The sequence below is a fragment of the Xanthomonas sp. NCPPB 3959 genome, assembly GCF_056675575.1.
Genome location: NZ_JBWWVR010000009.1, coordinates 1 through 24446 on the forward strand (window position 1 = coordinate 1; position 24446 = coordinate 24446).

Below are 24446 nucleotides of genomic sequence, written 5' to 3' on the forward strand. Positions count from 1 at the left end.
TGCTTGAGCACCGAAATGCCACTCGTTTGTTCCGCGCTTGCCAAGCTGGTTAATCACGCCGCCGGTGGAACGGCCGTATTTAGCGCTATAACCGCCCGTATAGGTTTCCTGCTGGTCGATGGCGCCGTAGGGCAGGCTGACGCCACCCAAGTTGCTGAGCGGATTGCTGACGTTGAAACCGTTGATGTAATAGGCATTTTCAGTGACGCCTGAGCCGCCGAAAGACACGACGGAGCGCGAGCCGTTGTTGAATGCGCCGGCACCTGAAACAGCACCGGGAGCAAGCAGCGCGATCGCTTCGGCACTACGGCCCAGTGGAAGGGTTGCAAGCTGTTGAGACGTGATCACCGAGCGCGAGCTGGTGGAGCTGACATCGATCTTCGGCGCATTGGCGGCCGTCACAGTGATCGCGCCGAGCGTCGTTGCGTCGGTGCTGCCGCTGGCAGTTGCGCCAGCAAACGACACCTCTGTGCCGGACCCTACGCGCAGCTGCACATTTTTGCGGGTATCGACGACCTGATCGCCGCGCTTGAGGGTGACGGTATAGGCGCCCACCGGCAACGAGCCGAGGTTGTAACGGCCATTGGCGTCGATGGTGATCGTGCGGCTGAGGCCGGTGTCGCTCTGCACGACGATGGTGCTGCCCGCTTCCGAGGGAGCGCTACCGTAGATGCTGCCGGTCGTGCTTTGTGCGTAGACCGCACCGTTGGCGAGACACGCGCCGAGCACAACAGCCAGAGCGGTGCGCTTGAGGGCGTGGCGACGAAATTGATTGCTCATTCCTAACCTTTCAACTGGGTATCGGGAGAAGTGGCGGTCATCGAAGAGTCAGATGGCCTTAACCCGAACGTAATGAATCTGTGGGCTGAGTCGCAAGCCTTTTGAATGATTCGTTAATGAAAAGGGCGAGATCCGCATCGAATATGCGGATCTGCGCACAAATTGCCTGGCATGCGAATACCGCCCGGCTTGAGTCACGCTAGTATTCATTTTTGTCAGTGCGCGCGATGCGGCGTGACATCGAGCGGCTCAACCGAACGCTACCTTGCCGCCATATCAGTAACTGATTGTCGCGTGTTGCTGGTTTCATCTGAAACATGAAGTCAAAAAAGACCCCGTCAAACGGGGTCTTTTCGATGCATCGCCAACAGGCCTCAGAACCGGACTGTCGTGCCCAGGTAAAAGAACCGCCCGACGTTGTCATACAGCGCAGAATTGAAATCCGAGCCGAAGTAGTTGCGCGGCGGGTCCTTGTCGAAGGCGTTGTCGATGCCCAGGTAGACGTCGATCTTCGAGCCGGGGAACTGATAGCCGAACTGGAAGTTGTGGTACGTGTACGAGCCGTTCTTGATCGGGCTGGCCGAGCCCGGGTTGCTGTTGTAGCTCTCCGGGGTCACGCGCAGATTGCCGTCCACGTAGTTCATGTCCCACGACGCGCGCCATTCGTTCCAGTTGTACTTGGTCTGGAACTGCGCGCGCCAGCGCGGGTCGGTCACGTATGTCACGTACTCGTCGTACTCGGCCGGGAAGTCCTGGAACACCCATTCGCGCGACTGGATCAGGCGCGTGCCGACGAAGCGCAGCACCGTATTGCCTTGGCCAATCTGGAAGCGGTAGTCCATTTCCAGATCCACGCCCACACGCCGCGAGCGTGACAGGTTTTCGTTGAGCGCCTGCCAGCCGATGATGCTGTGCTCGGGATAGATGCGTCCCTGCGGGTCGGTGAATCCACCCAGCGGGGCGCGCTGCACGAAGCCGCAGAAGCTGTTGTCGATGCCGCCCGGATTGTCCACGCAGCGCGTCGCGTTGGTCTCTGCAGTCACCGTGCCGATCGCGTCCTGCAAGTCGATGCGCCAGTAGTCGATCGACATGCCGAAGCCTTCGAAGAACTCCGGTTGCCAGACCAGACCATACGACAGACTGCGCGCGCGTTCCGGCTTCAACTCTGGATTGCCGCCGCTCACACCCGGGCGGGTGGCGGTGTAGGTGTCGATCCAACCGACCGGCACGCCCAGCGCGCTGCAGTTGGCCTGGCGCAATGCCACGTCGCCAGCGGTACCAGGACGATTGGAATTGGTCGGCAGGTAGTTGCAAGGATCGTTGATGGTCGCGAAGTTCTCGCTCTGCGAGTCGTACAACTCGCCGATGCTGGGTGCACGCACCGCCTGTGCCACGGTGCCGCGCAGACGCAGCGACGGGATGATGGTCCAGTCCAGGCCCACGTTCCAGGTCTTGGTCGAGCCGATGCTGTCGTAGTCCGAATAGCGCCCTGCCACATCCAGCGCCAGTCGATCCACGCCCGGCAGGCCGGCCAGCAATGGAATGGTGCTTTCGACGAAGATTTCCTTGACGGTGTACTCGCCGCCGCTGTTGGGGATGGCGTTGAGGAAGGTCACGCCCGAGGCTGCCAACGGATCGGTGATTTCCTCGCTCTGCTCCTTGCGGTATTCCACGCCACCGGCAAAACCGATGTCGCCGGCCGGCAGCGACAATAGGTTGCTGTTGGCCACCGATGCGCTGAACACGGTTTGCTGGATCTTGGCCTGCGCGCGCGCGGTAGTGTTGAACCATGCGGCGGCTTCCGGCGTGACCGCGCCATTGCCGAACACGCTGAAAGGCACGCAGCCTTCGCGTGCCAGCGCCGAATAGACGCGGTTAGTATTGGGGTTGATCGCGTTCGGATCCAGCGTGGTGCGGCAGACGATGTTGCCGCTGGCATCGCGCGCGGCATCGATACCGGCCTGCCAGCGCTCGTTGATGCGGTTGTTGAGGTTCAGACGGTCGACCGTGGTCTTGCCGTAGTTGGCAGACACGTCGTAGGTCCAGTTATCGGTGAAGTTACCTTCCGCACCGAGCACCGCGCGATAGGTCTTGCGCTCGATGTTCTCGCCGCGACGACCGGCATCGACGTTGAAGCGGTTCATCAGGATCTGCGTGGCACCGCGCGAATCCATCAGCGCACCGAGTTCGGGACTGACATACGGATTCTGGCGACGCACGCGCAGCGAACTGTCGAACGCCGGCTGGCCGAAGAATTCCGAATCGGTCTCGCTGTACTTGCCTTCGAAGAACAGGCGATGGTTCTCGCTGATCTCGAAGTTGATCATGGTGTTGACGCTCTTGCGATCGAAGCCGGGCTGCAGGTCGGCCACCGCGTTCAGATCGGCGAAATCGCAGTCCACACACGAGGTGTTGCTCACTACCGTGCCGTTGTAGCGATTGCGGCGGAAGCTGCCGTCGTCGTTGAACAGGTAGCGGTTGCCGTAGCTGGCCGGGTTGCGGAAATCGAACGTGCCCAGGTTGAAGGTGCCGCCGTAGGACGTGGAATGGTTGCCGCCCGGGCCGCTGAGTACGTTCTGCGGATTGCTCTCGCTCGGAGGGCGGGTGGGATCGAAATTGGGGTTCTGCACCGACACCAGGTACTCGCGACCGATGGCGCGGTTGCCGCGGCCGAAGCGGTCCTGCTTGCTGTATTCGCCAGACACCGCGATGTTGCCGCGGCCCTCCGCAAAGTCGGTGCCTGCCGAGAAGCTGGCAAAGGAGCGGTTGTAGTTGCCCTCATCGGCCAGGCCGGTCTGCGCGCGCGTCTCGAACCCGGTGAAGTTCTTCTTGAGGATGAAGTTGACCACGCCGGCCACTGCGTCGGCGCCGTACACGGCCGAGGCGCCACCGGTGATGACTTCGACGCGTTCGACCCATTCCACCGGGATCGTGTTGACGTCCACGGCGGTCGAGCCCGGGCTGGAACCCACGTGGCGACGCCCGTTGACCAGCACCAGGGTGCGATCCACGCCCATGCCGCGCAGGTCGAGCAGGCCCAGACCGGCGGTCCCGATGAAGCGGGTGGAATTGCCCAGCGTGTAGCTCGGCGCCAGCGCAGGCATGCGTGCCATCAGGTCGCTGATGGTGGTCGCGCCGGTGGCGCGGATTTCTTCGGCGCTGATCGCCGTGACCGGCGAGGGCGTCACAAAGCCGGTACGCGCGATGCGCGAGCCGGTGACGGTGACCTTGTCCAGATCGGTGGTGCCGGGCGCGACACCGTTTTCTGATTGCGCTGCAGCCTGTCCGGCAGAAGCGGCCAGTACGGCAAATAATGCGGTGCTCAAACGATGGCGGTGTGCGTGTTGCGGAAGACGACTCGACATGACCTTGCAGATTCCTCGCTGGGGTTTGGCGAAACAGCCGTGCTCGCTGAGCGGCGGCTGAACTTGATCCCGAACGTAACAATTCCTTAAGAGTGTGTCTATATTTGTGAAATATGTCTTCGCTTGACACATTCGTATCGGCTTGTGTGAATTTCTTCAGCGAAGTCGCCAGGGCGGATGTGTCTGGACGAGCCGGTACACTGACCACCTCCATGGCGCAGTACCCGGCGGCGTTTTTCGTCGCTGCCGCTGCGCCCACGACGAATTCAGGTAGGCAATGACGACGATGTTGGAAGGTGTTGCGAGCGCGGAGATCGACTCCGCGCAGGTGTGCCGCGCATGACCGGCGAGCGCAGAATCCCCGCGCATGCGGTACAGGGCGCGCTGGCGCCGCATCCGCGGATTCGCAATGTGATCGCGGTCGGCTCCGGCAAGGGTGGTGTGGGCAAGTCCACCACGGCGGTGAATCTGGCGCTGGCCTTGCGTCAGCAGGGCGCGCGCGTCGGTGTGCTGGACGCGGACATCTACGGGCCGAGCGTGCCGGCGATGCTTGGGTTGAGCGGGCGGCCGGACAGCCCGGACAACAAGTCGATCGAGCCGCTGCGCGCATTCGGCATCGAAGCGATGTCGATCGGCTTGCTGGTCGACCAGGACACGCCGATGATCTGGCGCGGGCCGATGGCGACCTCGGCGTTGACCCAGCTGTTCAACGACACGCTGTGGGATGACCTGGACTACCTGCTGATCGACCTGCCGCCAGGAACCGGCGACATCCAGCTGACGCTGTCGCAGAAGATTCCGGTGGCCGGCGCGGTGATCGTCACCACGCCGCAGGACATCGCCACGCTGGATGCGCGCAAGGCCTTGAAGATGTTCGAAAAGGTGGAGGTGCCAGTGCTGGGCATCGTCGAAAACATGGCAGTGCACACCTGTTCCAGTTGCGGCCACCGTGAGCATCTGTTCGGCGAAGGCGGCGGCGAACGCATGGCGGCGCAGTACGGCGTGCCCTTGCTGGGGTCGTTGCCGTTGGAGATTGCGATCCGCGAGCAGGGCGATGCCGGCCAGCCGATTGTCGTTGCCGCGCCCGAGTCGGCAGCAGCCAAGGCCTATCTGGCCGCCGCTGCGCGCCTGACCGAAGAGCTGGGCAAGCGCCCGCGCGCCAGCATTCCGATTTCGGCCTCGTTGCTGTAGCGCGCGGGTCGGCCAGCAGTGCCGGCCGCTTGTTAGAATTCGCCGTCTTCGCGCGGGCCGCTGGGCCCGTCGCCTTCCGTCTTCAAGGAACATCACATGAGCATCAAGAGCGACCGCTGGATCAGGCGCATGGCCGAGCAGCAGGCGATGATCGAGCCGTTCGAACCCGGCCAGATCAAGCACGACGCCGCCGGCCAGCGCATCGTCAGCTACGGCACCTCCAGCTACGGCTACGACGTGCGCTGCTCGCGCGAGTTCAAGATCTTCACCAACATCAACTCGACGATCGTCGACCCGAAGCACTTCGATCCGGGCAGCTTTGTCGATATCGAATCCGATGTCTGCATCATCCCGCCGAACAGCTTCGCGCTGGCCCGCACGGTCGAGTACTTCCGCATCCCGCGCGACACCCTGGTGGTGTGCCTGGGCAAAAGCACCTACGCGCGCTGCGGCATCATCGTCAACGTGACCCCGCTGGAGCCGGAGTGGGAAGGCCACGTGACCCTGGAATTCAGCAACACCACGCCGCTGCCGGCGCGCATCTACGCCAACGAAGGCGTGGCGCAGATGCTGTTCTTCCAGTCCGACGAAGTCTGCGAGACCTCGTACAAGGACCGCGGCGGCAAGTATCAGGGCCAGACCGGCGTGACCCTGCCGCGCACCTGATGCGGTAGTGCGGCCGTGACCTTGCGTCAGCAGGTCGCGGTCACGCGCTCCCAGTAACGCATCAGTTGGCGCACGCCAGCGGCGATCAGCAACGCCGGCCACCAGGTCGACACAAGGTTGCCAAGATCGAAACGAGCCAGCCCTAGGTTGTCCAGCAGGAATAAGCTGCCCAACGTGATCAGAAACAGTGCAGGAATCAGGCGGTAGCGCATGGCGATGTCCTCGGTAGGTGTGAGGCCATGCTGCGCGCGACGCGCGCGCCGATCAGGTGCCGGAAGTCAACAATTGCGGATGACAAAGGTCATGTCGAAGGCCGCGAGGTCATGACTGCATTGGTGGCCATGTCGCCTGCGGTTGATCGCTGGCCATCAGGTCGTCGACATTTTCAGGGATGCTGGAACCCTGGTTTCTAAGGTTGCAGTTGGCTAGCGCATGAGGCTTCGCGCGTACCCTCATCCGCCCCTTCGGGGCACCTTCTCCCGATGGGAGAAGGGATTTCGGCGCTCTGATTACGCGCGGGGCTGATCGACTGCTCACCCCATTCCCAATTCCCGGCTACTTGCCTCGCCCAAACAGCATGCCAACGCCGCAAGCGACCAATGCCGCCGGCCACCACGTGGCGATCAGCCGGCCAAGGCTGACATTGGTCCAGCCCAGGTTATTGGCCAGAAACAGCAGGCCGACGAGGATCAGGATCAGCGCGGCGACGACATTGGATTTCATGCGGAAGGGTGGTTGAAAGACGGGCGCCTATCGTAGCCGTTGCGCCCACGCAGCGACACGCTGTCGCAACGCATCGGGCGCGAAACGTTGCGCGCTGCCGCTGCCCCACACCGGGCCAGGCCAGGCCGCATCGCCCGGATGCCGGCCGACCAGATGCACGTGCAGCTGCCGCACGATGTTGCCCAGCGCGCCGATATTGAGCTTGGTCACCTCAGGCTCGACGCGCAGCAGCTGCGAGAGCTGATTGATCTCGGCCAGCAACAGGCGTTGCTGACTACCCTCCAGATCGATCCATTCGCTGACCTCGGCCACCCGCGGCACCAGCACGATCCACGGGAAGCGGCTGTCGTCCATCAGCCGCACCTGCGACAGCGGTCCGTCGGCGACGAATACGCTGTCGGCCGCAAGCCGCGGATCTAGCTGGAAGTCGTTCGCTCCTGAGCTGCTTGGGGCAGATTCGCTTGCCGCGGTCCCGCTCATCCCAGATGCGCTTCGAAGAAGCCCAGAGTGCGCTCCAACGCGCGCTCGGCGCTGTCGGCGTCGTAGTGGTTGGGATCGATGCTGCGGTTGAAGGCGTGGCCGGTCGGATACACGAAGGTTTCCATCTGCGGCAGCTTCTCGCGGTGGGCCTGGATCGCCTCGGGCGGAATGCTGGTATCGCGCTCGCCGAAGTGGAACATCACCGGCGCCTTCGGAGTTTCGTCCAGCAGCTGGGCGTTGCGGCCGCCGTAGTAGCTCACCGACGGCAGGCCCAGGCGGATTGCCGACAGCAGCGCCACCGAGCCGCCCCAGCAATAGCCCACGGTGCCGACCTTGCCGGCGCGGCTGAGCAGGGTGGCGGCGGATTTGACCACCTCCACCGCGCGCTCCAGGCCGACCGCATTGGCCAGGGCCAGGCCGCGCTGCAGGCTTTCCTGGTCGTAGGGCAGCTGCACGTCCTTTTCTTCCAGATCGAAGAAGGCCGGTGCCAGCACTTCGTAGCCGCGTGCAGCGTAATCATCGGCCACCGCGCGGATATGTTCGTTGACGCCGAAGATCTCCTGGATCACCACCAGGCCGCCGCGCGGGCTGGTGGTCGGAGTGGCGTGCCAGGCGGCGACCTGGCCGTCGGGGGTGTCGAGCGTGGTCCAGTGACCCATGGGAATTCCTGATGTGCAGCGAGGGAGGCGCGCATTATCGACCGGACTGGCATCGTGAAAAGTGAGGGTTTCGCAAAGCCGGCCGGACTGGCGAGGCCCGGCGGTTCAGAGCGTTGCCCGCACGCCGCTATAATTGCCGCACTCAGGCCCCAGGCCGCTCCGTTCCCCAGGCTCCTGCTTCCATGTCCCAGCTGAACCCCAAAGTCGGCTTCGTCAGCCTTGGCTGCCCGAAGGCACTCGTCGATTCCGAACGCATCCTCACCCAGCTGCGCGTGGAGGGCTACGACATCGTGCCCAGTTACGACGCCGCCGACGTGGTGGTGGTCAATACTTGCGGCTTCATCGATTCGGCAGTGACCGAGTCGCTGGATGCGATCGGCGAGGCGATGAACGCCAACGGCAAGGTGATCGTCACCGGCTGCCTGGGCAAGCGCCCGGAGCAGATCCGCGAGGCGTATCCGCAGGTGCTGGCGGTGTCCGGCCCGCAGGACTATCAAAGTGTGATGGAAGCGGTGCATGCGGCATTGCCGCCGCGCCACGACCCGTTCGTGGATCTGGTGCCCGACTACGGAATCAAGCTGACCCCGCGTCATTATGCGTACTTGAAGATTTCCGAAGGCTGCAATCACCGTTGCAGCTTCTGCATCATTCCCTCTATGCGCGGCGATCTGGCCTCGCGCCCGGTGGATGAAGTCCTACGCGAAGCAGAGCGCCTGGTGCGCGGCGGGGTCAAGGAATTGCTGGTAGTCTCGCAGGACACCTCGGCCTACGGCGTGGATCTGAAATACGCCGAGCGGCCGTGGCGCGACCGCATGTATCAGACCCGCATGAAGGCATTGTGCGAAGGTTTGTCGGAGCTGGGCGTGTGGACGCGCCTGCATTACGTGTATCCGTACCCGCACGTAGACGATGTGATTCCGCTGATGGCCGAAGGCAAGCTGCTGCCGTATCTGGATATCCCGTTCCAGCACGCCAGCCCGCGCATCCTCAAGCTGATGAAGCGGCCGGGCGCAGTGGAGAAGACGCTGGAGCGTGTGCAGCGCTGGAAGGCGATGTGCCCGGAGATCACCGTGCGCTCCACCTTCATCGTCGGCTTCCCCGGCGAGACCGATGCCGAGTTCGAATCCTTGCTCGATTTCCTGGACCAGGCGCAGCTCGATCGCGTGGGTGCGTTCGCGTATTCTCCAGTGGAAGGCGCCAGCGCCAACGCATTGCCGGACCCGGTGCCGGAAGAACTCAAGCAAGAGCGTCTGGCGCGTTTCATGGCCAAGCAGGCAGAGATTTCCGCCGCGCGGCTGGAAGCCAAGATCGGCAGCGTGCAGCAATGCCTGGTCGACCTGATCGAAGACGATATCGCCGTGGCCCGTTCGCGCGCGGACGCGCCTGAAATCGATGGGCTGGTGCATATCCAGAATGGCGGCGAGCTTGGATTGAAGATCGGCGATCTGGTCGATGTGGAGATCACCGACAGCGATGAGCACGATCTGTTCGGCGATGCATTGCCGGCCAATGCCCCGATCCAGCAAGGACGGTCGTTGAATCTGCAGATGGTGTAACCGGTCAGGTGTCGGGACACCGCGGTCCGTAGGAGCGCACTTTGTGCGCGATGAGGCGTTATCGATAACGCCCTGTCGCGCACAAGTGCGCTCCTACAGGTCAGCAGATTCGCGCGGCTACTGGCTCGCGTAATCCACCGACACCACCACGAAGGTGTGCTTGCCGGACGGCAGCTGCGCTTCGAATTCGTCATCCACGCGTTTTTTCAGCAATGCGCGCGCCAGCGGCGAGTCGATGCTGATCCAGCCGCGTCCGGCGTCGGTTTCGTCCGGACCGACGATGCGGTAGTGCAGCAGGTCGCCGCTGTCGGCGTCTTCCAACTCGACCTGCGCGCCGAAGAACACCGCGCGCGGGTCGGTCGGCGCGGTATCCACCACGCGCAGGGCTTCCAGCCGTTTGCTCAGATAACGTACACGGCGGTCGATCTCGCCGAGCTGCTTCTTGCGATAGGTGTATTCGGCATTCTCCGAGCGGTCGCCTTCTGCGGCGGCTGCAGCCAGCGCGCGCACTACCTCTGGCCGACGCACGCGCCACAGATCTTCCAGCTCGGCCTTGAGCCGTGCATGGCCTTCGGGCGTTATCAGCGCAGTGCTTTTTTCGGCAGGCGGGCGCCAGCGGCTCATGGGCGGTGTGTCGGTCGGCGGGGACGCGATGCTAGCGCGCATGACCTGCTTGCGCATCTGCCGCCGCACAGCGAAGCTTTGCGTTCTCGGACACGGACGCCGTCATGCTACTGATGCCGCTGCACAAACCCTGGTCGCGCCAGAACATTCCCTGGGTGACGCTGCTGCTGGTGCTGATCAATGCGGCGGTCTACCTGGGCTATCAGCGCAAGGACGACGCTTTGGTCGAAAATGCGGTGCGCTATTACGTCGACTCGGGGCTGGGTGCGTTGGAGGCGCAAGCCCATGTGCGCTATCTGGAGCAAACCCGCGACGCCAAGCTCCGCGCCGCGCGCAAAGCCAAATTGGACAGCGTGCCCACACGCCAACGCATTGCGTATCTGGCGCATCTGACGATGAACGATGTGGCGTTCGCGCAGGCATTGCGCAGCGGCACGCTGTTCAAGGACGAGGAACGTTTGCGCGAATGGCGCGCATTGCGTGCGCCCTATGACGCGCGCCTGTCCAAGGTATTTACGCTGCGCCATCTGCAGCGTAGCTCGGAGTGGTCGCCGGCACGGATGCTGACGGCGACATTTCTGCATGGCAGTTTCGATCATCTGCTGGGCAACATGCTGTTCCTGCTGGCGCTTGGCACCTTGCTGGAAGGGGCGATCGGCAGCGGCTGGTTTCTGCTGCTGTATCTGCTCGGCGGGTTCGGCGCCAGCGCGGCCAGCCTGTGGTGGCGCTGGGGCGAGCCGGGCGGCGGGTTGGGCGCATCCGGTGCGATCGCGGCACTGATGGGCGCGTTCTGCGTGGTCTGGGGGCGGCGCAAAGTACGGTTTTTCTACTGGTTTTTCGTGGTATTCAACTATGTGCGTGGCCCGGCGATTCTGCTGTTGCCGCTGTGGTTGGGCTGGGAGCTGTACAGCCTGTTGTCGAGCGACAATGCCGCGGTCGCCTTCGAGGCGCATGCCGGTGGGTTGGTCAGTGGCGCGCTGCTCGGTGCCTTGCTGGTGCTGTTGCGGCGCACCCGACCTGCCTTCATGGAAGAGGGCGATGCCGTGCTGGTGGACGATCGCTGGGAGCGCGCGCAGCGGCATCTGGGACGCATGGAAAACGTCGAGGCCGAACGCTTACTAGCCGAGTTGGCCGGCGAGCAGTCGCACAATTTGGAGGTGGCACTGGCGCGTTATCGCACCGCGCGCAATGCAGGCCATCGCCAGGACAGCTTGCGGCATGCGCAGACGCTGTTGCAGCTGCAGACGCATCACGCCGAGCAGACGCGCATCCAGCTGGCGGTCGCTGCCGAGCTGAGTAAGGCCAAGATTGATTGCGCGCTGCCGGCACGGCTGGCCTTGATCGGTGCGTGCATGCGCAATGGGCTGCTGGCCGACGCCGAGCGGCTGTTGAAAGAATGCGAACTCAGTGCGTCGCGCGCGGAGTTGGCGCAGCACTGGTTCGTACTGGCCTTGCGCCACGGCGAGCTGCAGGATGGCGCGCAACGTACGCGCTTGTTGCAGCTGGTGCTGGAGCAGTTTCCGGAGCAAGGCCAAGCCAACAAGGCGCGCTTTCTGCTCGACAATGGGTGAGCCGGTTCGGCTTGCTGGCTTGCTGCGACAAACCGACTATTAATCGTCTATCGACCGTCTATCGATTGCAGAGCGGATGATCTGCGGTTTGGCTGCAGGGCCCTTGCCCGCCCACCGTCGCGGGACACGCCGCAAGTACGTCCGTGTAGGCTCTTACGCGGCATCCATGCCGCGTAAGGTCCCGCGACGGTGGACGGGCAAGGGCCAGTCGAGATGGTCGGTGTGCATGGTTTTAAACAAAGCAACCGATCAACTCTCTGGTGCGGTGTCCTCGCCGCTTGCGGGACCGTGTGGCGGCATGGATGCCGCCACCGAGCCTCCAGGGATGGATTCACGGCGTGTCCCGTGAGCGGTGAGGGCACCGCGCCCTCGGCGATGCGGGTTTGCTACAGGGCCCTTGCCCGCCCACCATCGCGGGACACGCTGCAAGTACGTCCCTGTAAGCTCTTACGCGGCATCCATGCCGCGTAAGGTCCCGCGAGCGGTGAGGGCACTGCGCCCTCGGTGATGCGGGTTTGCTGCAGGGCCCTTGGCCGCATGGTCGCGAGCAGTAGACGCCGCGAGACTGTCCGATGACGGAAGATCCGATTAGCTCCGTCAAAAAATTTGCCAGCCACTCAAGCCGGTTGAATCGCCACCGCTTTCAGCGCAGCTTGCAGCTTCGCGCGCAGTGCATCGTTTTCGCACTGATCAAGGGCGTTTTGCAGCACTGCACGCGCCTGGTCATCGCGGCCGAAACGTTCGGCCAGCAGCAACCCTGCGTCGAGCGACCACGTTGGTAGCATCACGTCGCGCGGCCATGCGCCGATGGCTGCTAGCAGGCCGTCGGTCGCCAGCTGGAATTGCCCGGCCATCTTGGCGCGCTCGGCCAGCAGTGTGGCTTGCTCAGGCGTCAGCGGTGTAAATGCAGGATTGCTGTCCAGTGCTTCGCGCTGCAAGGTGAGTGCACGGCGCTCCTGTTTTTCCTGCAGCAAGCGATTGATGTAGTGGCGCGTGTGTTCGTGCAGTTCGTCGTTGCGATGATGTTGCCGTAGCAGACGCTGATACAGCTCATGCACGGCAAGGCTCACTGCGCGTGATCGCACCGCGCCGCGTAACGCTTGAAAGGCTTCGTCGGCATGTCCGTCGCGCAGGTACTGCTCTGCTTCGTCGAGCAGGCGTTGATCCGGGTCTTCGCGCTCGACTGCCGCGCCACTGCTGGGCACATAGCCGAGTTCTTCGTGGTACTGGTACACCAGATAGCCCATCAGATGGAAGCTGGCGAACAGGCTCCAGATCGAGGCAATCACAACGGTCGCTTCCCGTACGACCGGCGGCAGATATTTCACCGCAATGAACACCGCTGCCGTGCCGCTGCCCTGGATCACATACAGCAGGCCGTAGGCGGCCAGGTACGGCCAGCCGATGCGCAGCGCCATGTCGATCGACACTGCCGGGTTGAGTGCGCGGCGCAGGCTGCCGTCGATGGCCAGCGCAATCATCATGCCTGGCAGCAACAGCTGCACCACCAGATACGCAACGGTCAAACCGGGCTTGCCGGCCAGTACGCCGGCCGCACCGATGACGATGCCCAGCGCAAGCGCCAGCAGGATCAATCTCAGTACGGCGCTATCGAACGTGTTGTAGCCGAGTCGCGGTGCGTCGGCTTGCCCATCTGCGCTGTGGCGCAGGATGTCGAAGGCATAGGTGTAGGTCGCCATGCCCAGCACGCCGGCGATCAGCAGTTTCAGGATGCCTGGCAACACCAGCAGCGCGCTGCACAGGGTCAGCGCAATCAGCGCGTACAGCGCCGAACCGCGCAGCGGGTAGGTGGCGATGGCGGGAATGCGGGTCCAGAACGGTGCCGGCGCGGCCTGCACTGCAACCTTGCGTGCGCGAAAACGGTCTTCCATGACGCTCCCCAAGCGTGTGATGTGAAGGGATTGTGCGGTGGTGCGCGTCGCCGTGCAATTGGGATGTAACGGCGCCTGCCTGTTGAGCCCGGTAATGCACGGCAGCGGGTGGGGGCTTGGCGCGTAGCCGCATGTGGAATGACACGAACTGCGCAAGGTTGGGCATAGGTATCGACGGTTCAGTGGGCCGTGCGCTATCGAAGAAAGCGTCTGGCTCGAGGAGCACGTGATGGCAATTAGAGGGTTTGCAAAGTGGTGCCGGCGTTGCGTATGGATATGTGGTCGCGACATATTGCCGGTCGCGCGAGTAATGCCGACGTCGCGGTCGTGCGGTTCGTTATCCTGGTGACGTACGCACTTCCGTGCTTCAGTCGACAGTGTAGCGTCGCGGTCTGAATGAACCGGCAGCGTGGAATCATTGGCCTAGTACGTACTGATCGCAATGCAGGCCTTTACATGTCGATATGCGACACGTGCAGTGCTTCAGTAGATGATGTAATGCTCCGGATCTTGGTCATCGGTAGACTGTCGACCCGCCGCAGTCACTGCGGATCTTTCGAGCGACCAGACGCGCCACGTTCGTGGCACCACTGTCGCTCGCATCACAAGGAGTGTCGCTTGAATCCATCCGCCACCGGCAACCCGCAGGTTCGCATTCGCAGCATCGATGTGCTGTCGGACAATTGGTATGTGCTGCGCAAGGTCACCTTTGATTTTCAGCGCAAGGACGGCCGCTGGCAGACCTTGTCGCGCGAGGCCTACGACCGCGGCAATGGCGCCACGATCCTGCTCTACAGCCGTGCCAAACAGACGGTGATGCTGACCCGCCAGTTTCGCCTGCCGACGCTACTCAACGGCAATGCGGACGGCATGCTGATCGAAGCTTGCGCCGGCTTGCTTGACCAGGACGATGCGCTGACCTGCATCCGCAAGGAAACCGAAGAAGAGACCGGATATCGCATCGACAACGTGCGCAAGGTGTTCGAGGCGTTCATGAGCCCTGGCTCAGTTACTGAGCGCCTGTACTTTTTCGTCGGCGAATACTTCGATGGCGACAAGGTCAGTGACGGCGGCGGTGTCGAAGAAGACGGCGAAGAGATCGAGGTGCTGGAACTGTCGCTCGATACAGCGCTGGCGATGATCGGCTCAGGCGACATCGCCGATGCCAAGACCATCATGTTGCTGCAGTACGCCAAGTTGCATGGTGTGTTGACTTAACTCGAACATAAGCTTCATTGGAGCACGGGCGTTGCTAGTCGGCGGGAGGTGTCGCGTCGGAGTCTTTGCAATGACCGCAAAATTGCCCGTCTTGCGCGTCAGTGCTCATGTCGGTAGAAGCAGAACTATAGACAGCCAATCCATTGAAAAAGACTGGCCTTTCTTTGCCACAGTCCTTCGCGCAAACCAAGGCGTGCCGTTGTCAGCGCACCCTTCTAAGCACCTTGTCGTCGTATTCCGGTGATCTGCCGCTGTGGCAGTTATGGCCGTCTTGAGCGAGAACGTAAATGGGATGCTTGTGGTCCGAGGGGAGAGGATCCTCTTCGACGGCAAACCCGTAGATGTTCGGTCCGACCATCGGATCGTGGACGTCTATGAAGTTGAGCACCAGACAGCTACCGCTCGCCTCGTCTAGGTCCCAGGCACCGGTAATCGTCCGGGGTGGGCCGTTCAGTTGGTTGCCAGCGATGCAGGTGGTTTTTAACGTGTAACGCTGCATGTTTCTGCTGGGAGTCGGCATCGAAAGAAAAAGCTCTGCGCGGACAGTCTGGCAGTCTTGCGTGTAGGAGGCGAGTTGCCCTGTGTAGGTGCCGGTCAGTACCTGCTGCCGCTTTAGAGGCCAAAGATCACTCCGATCTTTCTGTTCAGCTGAGGCCGTGCTGACGACGACAAGCACGAGGGCGATCGTGCAGGCCAGCAGGGTCTTCTTGGCATCCTTGCTCATGGTGCTTCCTCCTTAATGTCTGGGTTCAACGCTTCCCACCAAAAATACTACCGAAGAGGCCGCGCACGATCTGCTGGCCGATCTTGTTGCCCACCGTGCGTGAGGTCTGCTTGGCCATCGCTTCGAGCATGCCCTGGCGGCGGCTGGTGCCGAAGACGGCATCCTTGACCGCCTTGCCGAAGCCGCTGTCTTGCGCGTCGTCATCCTCGCGGGTGCGCGCCGGTGGTGCGGCGTTGTGCTCGGCCACCTGTTCGACGCGGCGTGCCAGTAGTTCGGCGGCCGATTCGCGGTTGATGGCGGTGTCGTAGCGGGTGCCGACCGGGCTGGCGGCACGCACCTGCGCGCGTTCGGTCTCGCTGATGGCGCCCATGCGGCAGCGCGGTGGGGCGATCAGGGTCTGCTGCACCGGTGCGGGCACGCCCTTGCCTTGCAGCGGTGACACCAGCGCCTCGCCGGTGCCCAGGCTGGAGATCGCGGTTGCCACGTCGAGCTTGGGATTGGCGACGAAGGTCTGCGCCGCGGTCTTGACCGCTTTCTGATCGCGCGGGGTGTAGGCACGCAGCGCGTGCTGCACGCGATTGCCGAGCTGGCCAAGGATGTTGTCCGGAATATCGTCGGGAAACTGCGAGCAGAAGTACACGCCCACGCCCTTGGAACGGATCAGCCGTACCACCTGTTCGATACGCTGCACCAGCGCGGCGGGCGCGTCGTCGAACAGCAGATGCGCTTCGTCGAACACGAACACCAGCTTTGGCTGTTCCAGGTCGCCCACCTCGGGCAAACGCTCGAACAGTTCCGACAACAGCCACAGCAGGAAGGTGGAATACAGCTTCGGCTTGAGCACCAGTTGGTTGGCCGCCAGGATGCCGATCACGCCGCGGCCGTCCGGTGCCACGCGCATCAGTTCGGCCAATTCGAGTGCGGGTTCGCCAAAGAACTGCTCGCCGCCGTCCTGCGCCAGACGCAGCAAGGAGCGCTGGATCGCGGCCACCGATTGGCTGGAGACCAGCCCGTAACTGGTGGACAGCTCCTTGCGTTCTTCCACCACCAACGCCAGCAGCGCGCGTAGGTCGTCCAGATCCAGCAACAGCAGTCCACGGTCGTCGGCCAGCTTGAACACGATGTCCAGCACACCGGACTGGGTGTCGTTGAGTTCCAGAATGCGCGCGAGCAGGGTGGGGCCCATCTCGCTGACGGTGGTGCGCACCGGGTGGCCGAGCTTGCCGTACAGATCCCAGAACACCACCGGGTTGGCGGCCGGCGCGTAATCGGTGATGCCCACTTCCGTGGCGCGCTGCAACACGCCGGCTGCGCCGTCGCCGGCAACCGCCAGACCGGCCACGTCGCCTTTCACGTCAGCCAGGAACACCGGCACGCCCAGCCGCGAGAAGCCTTCGGCCAGGGTCATCAAGGTGACGGTCTTGCCGGTACCGGTGGCGCCGGCGACCAGGCCGTGGCGGTTGCCGAAGCGTCCTTCCAGCATCACCGCGATGTCGTCGGTGACGCCTTTGCCGAGCAGGAACGAGGCCATTGCGCAGATCCGGTGGGGAAAACGCGATTCTATCCGGCAATGCTTGCTGGCAATTCCGGTGGGGCATCGTGGTGGCACAGCGAGTCCGCATGCCGGCGCGAGACGTCAAAGAGCCATGCCGCCGGGCAACTCGCAGGAGCAACGGGCGCAAATCACGGGAACCAGCCAGCAGCCATTCCAACCACTTAATCCATCGATCAATCTAACGGCCCACTGACCCTGCCGGCGGTGCCGCCTTGCCCCGGTGTCGCCCCGGCGGCTACCCTGCCTGCCTTTCCGCTGTACTGCCTACGATGCCGCTCGCTCATTTTGCTTTGCGCCCATGGCCGGTTCTGGCACTGGTGGCGCTGATGTCTGTCGTCCCCGCTGCCCATGCCATCTCCAAACGCGACACGGAGAAAGCCGCCGTGCTCGATACCCGCATGGCCGCCGCCGAAAAGCGCTACCGCGACGCGCTGGTGCTGGTGAACAACTCCGATCCCAAGGGCACTGCCGAAGGCGATGCCGCGCTGGAGGACATGGAAGACGTCATTGACGCCTGCATCAAGCAGCGCGGCTGCCTGGTCGCCAATCAGCTGGCCACCTACAAGCGCCTGCTGAAGGCGCGCGCCGACGCCGAGGCCCCGGCCGCCGAAGACCCGGAAGACGACGACAGCTTGCTGCAGGCCGACCCGGATCATCTCGGCCCGGCGAACAACGGCGTGCCAGAAGCCGCACGTGCGGCCACGCTGCTCAACGACCAGCGCCACGATTTCGACAAGATGGTGCAGTACAACCCGGCGGTGCAGGCCGGTATTCGCCGCTGGCTGACCGACATGCGCCCGGCGCTGCTGACCAGCTATGAGAACTACAGCAACCTGCGCGGGGTGATGTGGCCGGAATGGCAGAAGCGCGGCCTGCCCGAAGCGCTGCTGTTCGGCATCATGGCCAAGGAATCCAATGGCAAGGTGCACGCCAGCTCGCGTGCCGGTGCGGCCGGGCTGATGCAGTTCATGCCGGCCACCGGGCGTCGTTTCGGCCTGGGCCCGGACGGCACCGGCTTCGATACGCGTTTCGATGCACGCAGCGCCGCCGAAGCCAGTGCCGCGTATCTCAACGAGCGCATGGCCGGGCTCAACCGCAACATCGAGCTGGCGCTGGCCGCCTATAACGGTGGCGAAGGCCGTGCGGCACGCGTGTTCTCGCAGAGCGGCGGGCGCGGGTTCTGGGAACAGGACGTGTACAACCAGTTTCCGGCCGAAACCAAGGACTACGTGCCGATGGTGATCGCCGCGGCCTGGATCTTCCTGCACCCGCGCCAGTACGGCGTGGACTTCGCCAAGCTCGATGCGCAGCCGGCCACGCTCAAGCTCGCCAAGTCGACGACCATCTACGAGCTCACCATCTGCCTGGGCAGCATGGGCACGCGCGACGGCTATATGCGCGCGTTGCGCAACCTCAATCCGCGCTACGAATCCGATGGCTGGATTCCGGCCGGCACGGTCATCAATGCCACCAACCGCATCGCCAGCCTGTACACGCGCTACTGCGTCAACGGCCCGCGTGCGGATCTGGCGCGCACGCTGATCACCGCCGACCTCAACAGCGCGATCGTGCGCAGCAGCAGCGCCCCCGAGTACATGCCAAGCGTGGCCGTGGGCGACGTCAGCCCGATGCCCGGCGTGCCGACCACCGTGGCCACCGGCCAGCCGGTCGTCGCCAAGCCCAAGGCCAAGCAGGCGCGCAGCTACACCGTCGCCAAGGGCGACACGCTCGGCCGCGTGGCGAATAAGTACCAGTGCGAGATCAAGACGCTTGCCAAGGCCAATGGGCTGAAGGCGCCGTCGTACGCGCTCAAGCCGGGGCAGAGCATCAAGCTGGCGGGCTGCGACCGCTGACCAGCGCGGGCGGTATCGCGCCGGCGAGTCGCATCGGTGCCGGGCCGCCGCATGGGCGCCGGGCCGGCGCCCGTAGGAGCGGACCTGGCCGCGACGAAGCGGTCCCGGTCCTTCAGGCGAATGCGGGAGCGCTCCTACATCGGAGGCTGGTTGCCAAAGACGCGTGCGCTCCAAGCCCCGCTGCGAACGCGCTGTCGCGGTCGGGCCCGCTCCTACAACGGCGTCGCTGCACGCCAGCATCGCTTGTTGCATTGGGTGTAAAGCGCGCTGGCGCGAGGCGTTATCGAGCCCGTCCAATCACGGGAAGGCTCGCCCCTGCAAAGGCGCCTTCACTTACGCACCGAGGCGGGCAACCGCAGGCGCGCAGCTGTGATCAGCTCAACTGGCGATGTGCGAGCGCTTGCCCCAGACGCACCGCTGTCTCTGCAGCAAGCCCGCTATCAAGCTTGGCCACACCCGGCGGCAGCAACACGATCACGGTAGATCCGTAGTTAAAGCGAGCCATCTCCGCAAATCGCTCCAATACGATTCCCTTGCCGCGGTAATCCTTACGGGTAATGCGATCGCCATAGCGCGGAATCTCCACGCCGCTCCACACCGTCTCCACGCCGGACACCAATAGCGCGCCCACCATCACCGAGGCCATCGGGCCGAACTCGGTATCGAAGTGGCACACCAAACGCTCGTTGCGGGCGAACAGGCGTGGCACGTTGCGTACCGCATCCGGGCCCACGCTGAACAAACGGCCGGGTACGTGCACGGTTTCGCGCAAGGTGCCGGTCCACGGCATATGCACGCGGTGGTAGTCCTTGGGCGAGAGATAGACGGTGGCGAACAGCCCGTCGTTGAACGGCAGCGCGGCCTCGGCATCGCCGAGCAGTTCGGCAGCAGTGAACGACTGCCCCTTGGCCTGGAAGATACGGCCGTTCTCGATCGGGCCAAGCTGGCTGATACGGCCATCGGCCGGCATCAGCACGGCTGCGGGGTCTGCGTCGGGAACGCGGGCGCCCGGCTTCAAGGTGCGGGTGAAGAACGAATTGAAGGTGGGATACGCGCGCGGGTCGGGCTCCAATGCTTCGCTCAGGTCCACGCCGAACTTGCGCGTCACCGTGTCGATCAACCACTGCTTGGTGGACGGCGTATCGGAGTAGGCCAGTGCGCGCGCCATCGAGGACAACAGCCGGTGCGGCAGCACGTAGGTCAGGGAAGTGACGAGACTCACGGAGCGGTTACCTTGGTCAGCTGTTGGAGGTCGGCGGCGATCGCCTTCGGGTCGAGCGGGGGACGGATCAGGCCGGCCAGGCGGCCTTGCGGGTCGAGCACGGCGATGCCGGCCGAGTGATCCATGCTGTAGTCGTTGGGATTCTGCGCGAAGCCCTTGCCCGGCACCTTCTGAAACACGAAGCCCAGCGCGGTGGCGAAGCGCTCCAGCGCCGGCACATCGGCGGTTGCCGCCAGCGTGTCTTTGTGGAAGGCGTGCGCATACTCGCCAAGGCGCGCAGGCGGGTCGCGCTGCGGGTCCACCGACACGAACAGCACGCGCGGGCGCAGCCCATCCGGAATGCTTGCCCACTGCTGCTGTGCCACCGCCAGATCGGTCAAGGTGGTCGGGCAGACGTCCGGGCAAAAGGTGAAGCCCAGAAACACCAGCGTCCAATGCCCCTTCAGCTCACCGGGCACCATCTGGGTACCATCGGACTGGCGCAGGCTGAACTGCGGCAGGGTGCGTGGCTGCGGATAGAAGGTGATGGTCTTGGTGGGCGGCCACGGCGAGCTGGGCGCGGCGCCGAGGAACTTCTGGCCCAGCAACAGCCCCAGGCCGGCGGCCAGCGCCACCAGCAGCACGATGCCGGTATTGCGATTGAACATGGCGGTTTCCACTGCAACGGACGCTCATGATACCGATCCGACCTCTATAATCGTGGGCCGATTCCTCTTTAGTTGTTGCCATGACTGCCGCCGCGGCCGACGAACTGCACACCATCATCGACCTGATCCGCTACGGCACCAGCCGTTTCAATGCAGCCGGTCTGACCTTCGGCCACAGCTACGACAATGCGCTGGACGAGGCCACCCAGCTAGTGCTGCACAGCCTGCATCTGCCGCACGATCTCGGCCCGGCCTACGGCCAGGCGCGTCTGCTGCGCTCGGAAAAAGAGCAGGTACTGGGCTTGTTCGAACGCCGCATCAGCGAGCGCGTGCCGGCAGCGTATCTGACCGGCGAGGCCTGGTTTGCCGGCCTGAGTTTCAAGAGCGATGCGCGCGCATTGGTGCCGCGCTCGCCGATCGCCGAGCTGATCGAAGCCGGCTTCGAGCCCTGGCTGGGCGGCCGCGAAGTCACCCGTGCGCTGGACCTGTGCACCGGCTCGGGCTGTATCGCGATCGCCATGGGCCACTACAACCCGCAGTGGGACGTGGACGGCGTGGACATCAGCGACGACGCGCTGGCACTGGCGGCCGAAAACAAGGCACGCCTGCACGCCGACAACGTCACTTTGCTCAAGTCGGATCTGTTTACCGGGCTGGGCGGTCGCCAGTACGACCTGATCGTCACCAATCCGCCGTACGTCACCAACGACGAAACCGACGCGCTGCCGCAGGAGTATTCCTACGAGCCGGAGCTGGGCTTGCGTGCGGGCGACGATGGCCTGGACCTGGTGCTGAAGATCCTGCGCGATGCGCCGCAGCACCTGAGCGAAGACGGTTTGCTGATCTGCGAAGTGGGCGAATCAGAGCAGCATCTGATCAAGCTGCTGCCGGAAGTGGATTTTGCCTGGGTCGAATTCAAGGTCGGGCAAATGGGCATCTTTGCGGTGGAATGCCGCGAATTGATCGCGCATGCTGCGCGCATCACCGAGTTGGCCAGTGCACGCTGAGTCGTCCACACCGCGGCCGCAGCTGAGCGATCTCCTGTTGCTGGTGCCGGTGTCCATCTTCGGTGTGGGCATTCCGCTCGGCTTGCTCGACGTGGTGTATCGCGTGTTCGACCCGATGTACGGCGGCCCTTCGACTCAGCGCTGGTTGAGCGCGGCGGCGGAGATTGGTTTTGGCCTGATGGCGTTTTTCGGCCTGGTGTCGGCATGGATCGTGGTGGTCAGTTCGGATGCGGCCTTGCGCGCGCATCGGCGCCGCACGCTGATCGTGGCACTCGGCCTGCTGGTCGGAATCGGCGTTGCGCTGTACCTGCTTGCCGAGTGGCTGCTTAGCGGGCGTGACGAGCTGGATGTGTTTGTGCTGGTGTTCAGCGGCTTGTTGGCAGTGGCGCCGATGCTGGTGGCGGCACGTCATCTGCCGCGCATCTTGCGCGCCACGTCACCTGCTGCATTGTTGAGAGGATGCCGTCATGGGCAGTAACAGTTTTGGTCGCTTGTTGACGGTCAGTACCTTCGGCGAATCGCATGGGCCGGCGATCGGCTGCGTCATCGACGGCTGCCCTCCGGGCCTGGAGATCGCGCCGGAAGAGTTCACCCACGATCTGCAGCGGCGTGCCAGCGGCAAGAGCCGGCACACCTCGGCCCGCCGCGAGGCCGACGAGATCGAGATCCTGTCCGGCGTCTACGAAGGCCGCACCACCGGCACGCCGATCGGCTTGCTGATCCGCAACACCGATCAGCGCAGCAAGGACTACAGCAACATCGCCCAGCAGTTCCGCCCCGGGCATGCGGACTACACCTATTGGCAGAAGTACGGCATCCGTGATCCGCGTGGCGGCGGGCGCTCGTCCGCGCGCGAGACCACCATGCGCGTGGCTGCTGGCGTCATTGCCAAGAAGTGGCTCAAGCAGCGTTACGGCGTGTTGGTGCGCGGCTTTTTATCGCAGCTGGGCGAGATCCGCCCGACCGGTTTCGACTGGAATGCGGTGGAAGACAATCCATTCTTCTGGCCGCATGCCGCGCAGGTGCCGGAGTTGGAAACCTATATGGATGCGCTGCGCAAATCCGGCGATTCGGTCGGTGCGCGCGTGGACGTGGTGGCCGGCGGCGTGCCGCCGGGTTGGGGCGAGCCGATCTACGGCAAGCTCGATGCCGAACTGGCTGCTGCGCTGATGAGCATCAATGCGGTCAAGGGCGTGGAGATCGGCGACGGCTTTGCCAGCGCTGCGCAGAAGGGCACCGAACACCGCGACCTGATCACCCCGGAAGGCTTTCTCAGCAACCATGCCGGCGGCATCCTGGGCGGCATTTCCACCGGCCAGGCGATCACCGCCTCGATGGTGCTCAAGCCGACCTCTAGCCTGCGCCTGCCTGGCGCAACCGTGGATGCGGAAGGCGCAGTGGTGGATGTGATCACCACCGGTCGCCATGACCCCTGTGTGGGCATTCGCGCCACCCCGATCGCCGAGGCGATGATGGCGCTGGTGTTAATGGATCAGGCCTTGCGTCATCGCGCCCAATGCGGCGATGTCGGCGAGGTGTCGCCGCGGATTCCCGGTCAACTCGATGTCTGAGTCGCGGCGCGCCAAGGTGTGGGTCAGCCAGCCCCTGTTCGACGATGTCGTCGCGCAGTTGGGCGAGCATTTCGAGCTGACCACCACCGCGCGCGTCACTGCCTATTCGCCGGCCGATCTGGCTACGCAGCTGGCATCGCTGGATGGTGCGTTGATCACCCTCAACGAGCGTATCGGTGCTGCAGAAATCGCTTCTGCGCCGCAGCTGCGCGCGATCGCCAACGTCGGTGTGGGCTACAACAATCTGGATCTCGATGCGTTGAGTGCGGCCGGCATTCTGGCCAGCAATACGCCGGATGTATTGACGGAAACCACTGCCGATCTCGGCTTTGCATTGCTGATGGCCACCGCGCGTCGCATCACCGAATCCGAGCGCTGGCTACGCGACGGGCAGTGGGGACAGTGGTCGTTCAAGACCATGCTCGGCGCCGATATCCACGGCAGCACGCTCGGTATTCTGGGCATGGGCCGGATCGGGCAGGGCATCGCCCGCCGCGGCGGGCACGGTTTCGGCATGCGCGTGCTGTATCACAACCGCAGCCAGTTGCCGGCCGAGACCGAACAGGCGGTGGGTGCGCGTTATGTGGATTTCGACACCTTGCTGGCGCAGTCCGATCACCTGGTCCTGGTGCTGCCGTACACCAAGGCCTCGCACCACATCATCGATGCTGCAGCGCTGGGCAAGATGCGCACCACTGCCACGCTGGTGAATATCGCGCGCGGCGGCCTTGTCGATGAAATCGCGCTGGCCGATGCGCTCGCCAACGGGCGCCTGGCCGGTGCCGGCCTGGATGTCTACGAAGGCGAACCTGCAGTACGCCCCGAGCTGCTGGCCTTGCGCAACGTGGTGCTCACCCCGCATATCGGCAGTGCCAGCCTGGCCACGCGCCGCGCCATGGTGCAACTGGCGGTGGACAACCTGATCGCTGCGCTGGGCCACGGCCCCAATGCCGGGCATCCGCCCAGCGCACTCAATGCCGACGCGGTGGCCGCTGCCAAACAGGGCGGCGCGCGCGTGGGCGCGAGCGATGGCGCAGCGATCAAAACCGGCGCGACCAAAACCACCACGACCAAACGATAGGGAACCTCCGCGGCCAGCTTTGGAGGTTCCCCGAACCCACTGCGCAAGCGCGTTCCCCTCT

General features: G+C 63.9%; 22 protein-coding genes. 10 read left to right on the top strand and 12 right to left on the bottom strand.

Features of this window, described 5'->3' with window-relative positions; translation table 11 throughout:
* Together AC1KVG_RS11830 and AC1KVG_RS11835 are read right to left on the bottom strand one after the other, a co-directional pair.
* On the bottom strand, positions 1–780 hold a 780-nt coding region (locus AC1KVG_RS11830; RefSeq protein ID WP_481094522.1), incomplete at its 3' end, for a carboxypeptidase-like regulatory domain-containing protein.
* 374 nt (positions 781–1154) lie between these two features.
* A complete protein-coding gene (locus AC1KVG_RS11835; RefSeq protein WP_481094523.1) occupies positions 1155–4145 on the bottom strand; it encodes a TonB-dependent receptor plug domain-containing protein in 2991 nt (996 codons plus the stop codon).
* Positions 4146–4484: 339 nt separating this feature from the next.
* Between AC1KVG_RS11835 and apbC the strand changes: the two genes are divergently transcribed.
* Together apbC and dcd are read left to right on the top strand one after the other, a co-directional pair.
* Positions 4485–5336, top strand: coding sequence for an iron-sulfur cluster carrier protein ApbC (apbC, locus tag AC1KVG_RS11840; RefSeq protein WP_055827655.1), 852 nt, complete (start codon positions 4485–4487; stop codon positions 5334–5336).
* Positions 5337–5432: 96 nt separating this feature from the next.
* Positions 5433–6002: a dCTP deaminase gene (gene dcd, locus AC1KVG_RS11845; protein WP_481094524.1), complete on the top strand. Its 570-nt coding sequence runs from the start codon at positions 5433–5435 to the stop codon at positions 6000–6002.
* A 26-nt stretch (positions 6003–6028) separates the two neighbouring features.
* Here the strand turns inward: dcd and AC1KVG_RS11850 are convergent, their stop codons facing one another.
* The 4 genes from AC1KVG_RS11850 to AC1KVG_RS11865 all read right to left on the bottom strand — a co-directional run bounded on the left by AC1KVG_RS11850 (position 6029) and on the right by AC1KVG_RS11865 (position 7864).
* The gene (locus tag AC1KVG_RS11850; protein WP_481094525.1) at positions 6029–6214 is read right to left on the bottom strand and encodes a LiaI-LiaF-like domain-containing protein; all 186 of its coding nucleotides are present in this window, start codon (positions 6212–6214) and stop codon (positions 6029–6031) included.
* Between the two features lie 343 nt (positions 6215–6557).
* The gene (locus AC1KVG_RS11855; protein WP_006452352.1) at positions 6558–6725 is read right to left on the bottom strand and encodes a LiaI-LiaF-like domain-containing protein; all 168 of its coding nucleotides are present in this window, start codon (positions 6723–6725) and stop codon (positions 6558–6560) included.
* Positions 6726–6752: 27 nt separating this feature from the next.
* Complete coding sequence (locus AC1KVG_RS11860; protein ID WP_481094526.1) at positions 6753–7205, bottom strand: HIT family protein; 453 nt, start codon at positions 7203–7205, stop codon at positions 6753–6755.
* Positions 7202–7864, bottom strand: coding sequence for a dienelactone hydrolase family protein (locus AC1KVG_RS11865; protein WP_481094527.1), 663 nt, complete (start codon positions 7862–7864; stop codon positions 7202–7204). Before AC1KVG_RS11865 ends, AC1KVG_RS11860 begins: the two co-directional genes overlap by 4 nt.
* Positions 7865–8046: 182 nt before the next feature.
* On the opposite strand from AC1KVG_RS11865, the gene rimO reads away from it, so the two are divergent.
* Positions 8047–9420, top strand: a complete 1374-nt coding sequence (gene rimO, locus AC1KVG_RS11870; protein WP_205394339.1) for a 30S ribosomal protein S12 methylthiotransferase RimO — start codon at positions 8047–8049, stop codon at positions 9418–9420.
* Between the two features lie 117 nt (positions 9421–9537).
* Here the strand turns inward: rimO and greB are convergent, their stop codons facing one another.
* A complete protein-coding gene (gene greB / locus AC1KVG_RS11875; protein ID WP_043889830.1) occupies positions 9538–10044 on the bottom strand; it encodes a transcription elongation factor GreB in 507 nt (168 codons plus the stop codon).
* 104 nt (positions 10045–10148) lie between these two features.
* Here greB and AC1KVG_RS11880 point away from each other — a divergent pair, with 104 nt between their 5' ends.
* A complete protein-coding gene (locus AC1KVG_RS11880; RefSeq protein ID WP_481094528.1) occupies positions 10149–11615 on the top strand; it encodes a rhomboid family intramembrane serine protease in 1467 nt (488 codons plus the stop codon).
* A gap of 617 nt (positions 11616–12232) precedes the next feature.
* Here the strand turns inward: AC1KVG_RS11880 and AC1KVG_RS11885 are convergent.
* On the bottom strand, positions 12233–13507 hold the full coding sequence (locus tag AC1KVG_RS11885; protein ID WP_481094529.1) for a hypothetical protein: 1275 nt from the start codon (positions 13505–13507) through the stop codon (positions 12233–12235).
* Between the two features lie 618 nt (positions 13508–14125).
* On the opposite strand from AC1KVG_RS11885, the gene nudK reads away from it, so the two are divergent.
* Positions 14126–14725: a GDP-mannose pyrophosphatase NudK gene (nudK, locus tag AC1KVG_RS11890; protein WP_481094530.1), complete on the top strand. Its 600-nt coding sequence runs from the start codon at positions 14126–14128 to the stop codon at positions 14723–14725.
* A 202-nt stretch (positions 14726–14927) separates the two neighbouring features.
* Here nudK and AC1KVG_RS11895 read toward each other — a convergent pair whose 3' ends face one another.
* A complete protein-coding gene (locus tag AC1KVG_RS11895; protein WP_481094531.1) occupies positions 14928–15449 on the bottom strand; it encodes a hypothetical protein in 522 nt (173 codons plus the stop codon).
* Positions 15450–15474: 25 nt separating this feature from the next.
* Complete coding sequence (locus AC1KVG_RS11900; protein ID WP_481094532.1) at positions 15475–16980, bottom strand: helicase HerA-like domain-containing protein; 1506 nt, start codon at positions 16978–16980, stop codon at positions 15475–15477.
* Between the two features lie 293 nt (positions 16981–17273).
* Between AC1KVG_RS11900 and AC1KVG_RS11905 the strand changes: the two genes are divergently transcribed.
* Positions 17274–18857 (top strand): transglycosylase SLT domain-containing protein, encoded by a 1584-nt coding sequence (locus tag AC1KVG_RS11905; RefSeq protein ID WP_481094533.1) that lies wholly within the window; start codon positions 17274–17276, stop codon positions 18855–18857.
* Between the two features lie 373 nt (positions 18858–19230).
* Here the strand turns inward: AC1KVG_RS11905 and asd are convergent, their stop codons facing one another.
* Positions 19231–20079, bottom strand: a complete 849-nt coding sequence (asd, locus tag AC1KVG_RS11910) for an archaetidylserine decarboxylase (protein ID WP_481094534.1) — start codon at positions 20077–20079, stop codon at positions 19231–19233.
* Complete coding sequence (locus tag AC1KVG_RS11915; RefSeq protein ID WP_481094535.1) at positions 20076–20726, bottom strand: SCO family protein; 651 nt, start codon at positions 20724–20726, stop codon at positions 20076–20078. Before AC1KVG_RS11915 ends, asd begins: the two co-directional genes overlap by 4 nt.
* A gap of 80 nt (positions 20727–20806) precedes the next feature.
* Here AC1KVG_RS11915 and prmB point away from each other — a divergent pair, with 80 nt between their 5' ends.
* From prmB to AC1KVG_RS11935, 4 genes are read left to right on the top strand one after another with little or no spacing between them, the layout of a single operon-like run.
* Positions 20807–21733: a 50S ribosomal protein L3 N(5)-glutamine methyltransferase gene (gene prmB, locus AC1KVG_RS11920; protein WP_006450475.1), complete on the top strand. Its 927-nt coding sequence runs from the start codon at positions 20807–20809 to the stop codon at positions 21731–21733.
* Entirely contained in the window at positions 21723–22211 is a 489-nt protein-coding gene (locus AC1KVG_RS11925) for a hypothetical protein (RefSeq protein WP_481094536.1), read from the top strand. Before prmB ends, AC1KVG_RS11925 begins: the two co-directional genes overlap by 11 nt.
* A complete protein-coding gene (aroC, locus tag AC1KVG_RS11930; protein ID WP_481094537.1) occupies positions 22201–23304 on the top strand; it encodes a chorismate synthase in 1104 nt (367 codons plus the stop codon). Before AC1KVG_RS11925 ends, aroC begins: the two co-directional genes overlap by 11 nt.
* Complete coding sequence (locus AC1KVG_RS11935) at positions 23297–24385, top strand: 2-hydroxyacid dehydrogenase (RefSeq protein WP_481094538.1); 1089 nt, start codon at positions 23297–23299, stop codon at positions 24383–24385. Before aroC ends, AC1KVG_RS11935 begins: the two co-directional genes overlap by 8 nt.
* The last annotated feature ends 61 nt before the right edge of the window (positions 24386–24446 follow it).

What these genes read in the sequence shown, in the direction of transcription:
- dcd (WP_481094524.1), top strand. Translation starts at nt 5,433, where the DNA reads ATGAGCATCAAGAGCGACCGCTGGATCAGGCGCATGGCCGAGCAGCAG.
- AC1KVG_RS11895 (WP_481094531.1), bottom strand. Translation starts at nt 15,449, where the DNA reads ATGAGCAAGGATGCCAAGAAGACCCTGCTGGCCTGCACGATCGCCCTC.
- apbC (WP_055827655.1), top strand. Translation starts at nt 4,485, where the DNA reads ATGACCGGCGAGCGCAGAATCCCCGCGCATGCGGTACAGGGCGCGCTG.
- AC1KVG_RS11865 (WP_481094527.1), bottom strand. Translation starts at nt 7,864, where the DNA reads ATGGGTCACTGGACCACGCTCGACACCCCCGACGGCCAGGTCGCCGCC.
- AC1KVG_RS11900 (WP_481094532.1), bottom strand. Translation starts at nt 16,980, where the DNA reads ATGGCCTCGTTCCTGCTCGGCAAAGGCGTCACCGACGACATCGCGGTG.
- AC1KVG_RS11935 (WP_481094538.1), top strand. Translation starts at nt 23,297, where the DNA reads ATGTCTGAGTCGCGGCGCGCCAAGGTGTGGGTCAGCCAGCCCCTGTTC.
- AC1KVG_RS11905 (WP_481094533.1), top strand. Translation starts at nt 17,274, where the DNA reads ATGCCGCTCGCTCATTTTGCTTTGCGCCCATGGCCGGTTCTGGCACTG.
- rimO (WP_205394339.1), top strand. Translation starts at nt 8,047, where the DNA reads ATGTCCCAGCTGAACCCCAAAGTCGGCTTCGTCAGCCTTGGCTGCCCG.
- AC1KVG_RS11915 (WP_481094535.1), bottom strand. Translation starts at nt 20,726, where the DNA reads ATGTTCAATCGCAATACCGGCATCGTGCTGCTGGTGGCGCTGGCCGCC.
- AC1KVG_RS11835 (WP_481094523.1), bottom strand. Translation starts at nt 4,145, where the DNA reads ATGTCGAGTCGTCTTCCGCAACACGCACACCGCCATCGTTTGAGCACC.
- AC1KVG_RS11860 (WP_481094526.1), bottom strand. Translation starts at nt 7,205, where the DNA reads ATGAGCGGGACCGCGGCAAGCGAATCTGCCCCAAGCAGCTCAGGAGCG.
- aroC (WP_481094537.1), top strand. Translation starts at nt 22,201, where the DNA reads ATGGGCAGTAACAGTTTTGGTCGCTTGTTGACGGTCAGTACCTTCGGC.
- greB (WP_043889830.1), bottom strand. Translation starts at nt 10,044, where the DNA reads ATGAGCCGCTGGCGCCCGCCTGCCGAAAAAAGCACTGCGCTGATAACG.
- AC1KVG_RS11885 (WP_481094529.1), bottom strand. Translation starts at nt 13,507, where the DNA reads ATGGAAGACCGTTTTCGCGCACGCAAGGTTGCAGTGCAGGCCGCGCCG.
- AC1KVG_RS11855 (WP_006452352.1), bottom strand. Translation starts at nt 6,725, where the DNA reads ATGAAATCCAATGTCGTCGCCGCGCTGATCCTGATCCTCGTCGGCCTG.
- prmB (WP_006450475.1), top strand. Translation starts at nt 20,807, where the DNA reads ATGACTGCCGCCGCGGCCGACGAACTGCACACCATCATCGACCTGATC.
- AC1KVG_RS11880 (WP_481094528.1), top strand. Translation starts at nt 10,149, where the DNA reads ATGCTACTGATGCCGCTGCACAAACCCTGGTCGCGCCAGAACATTCCC.
- AC1KVG_RS11850 (WP_481094525.1), bottom strand. Translation starts at nt 6,214, where the DNA reads ATGCGCTACCGCCTGATTCCTGCACTGTTTCTGATCACGTTGGGCAGC.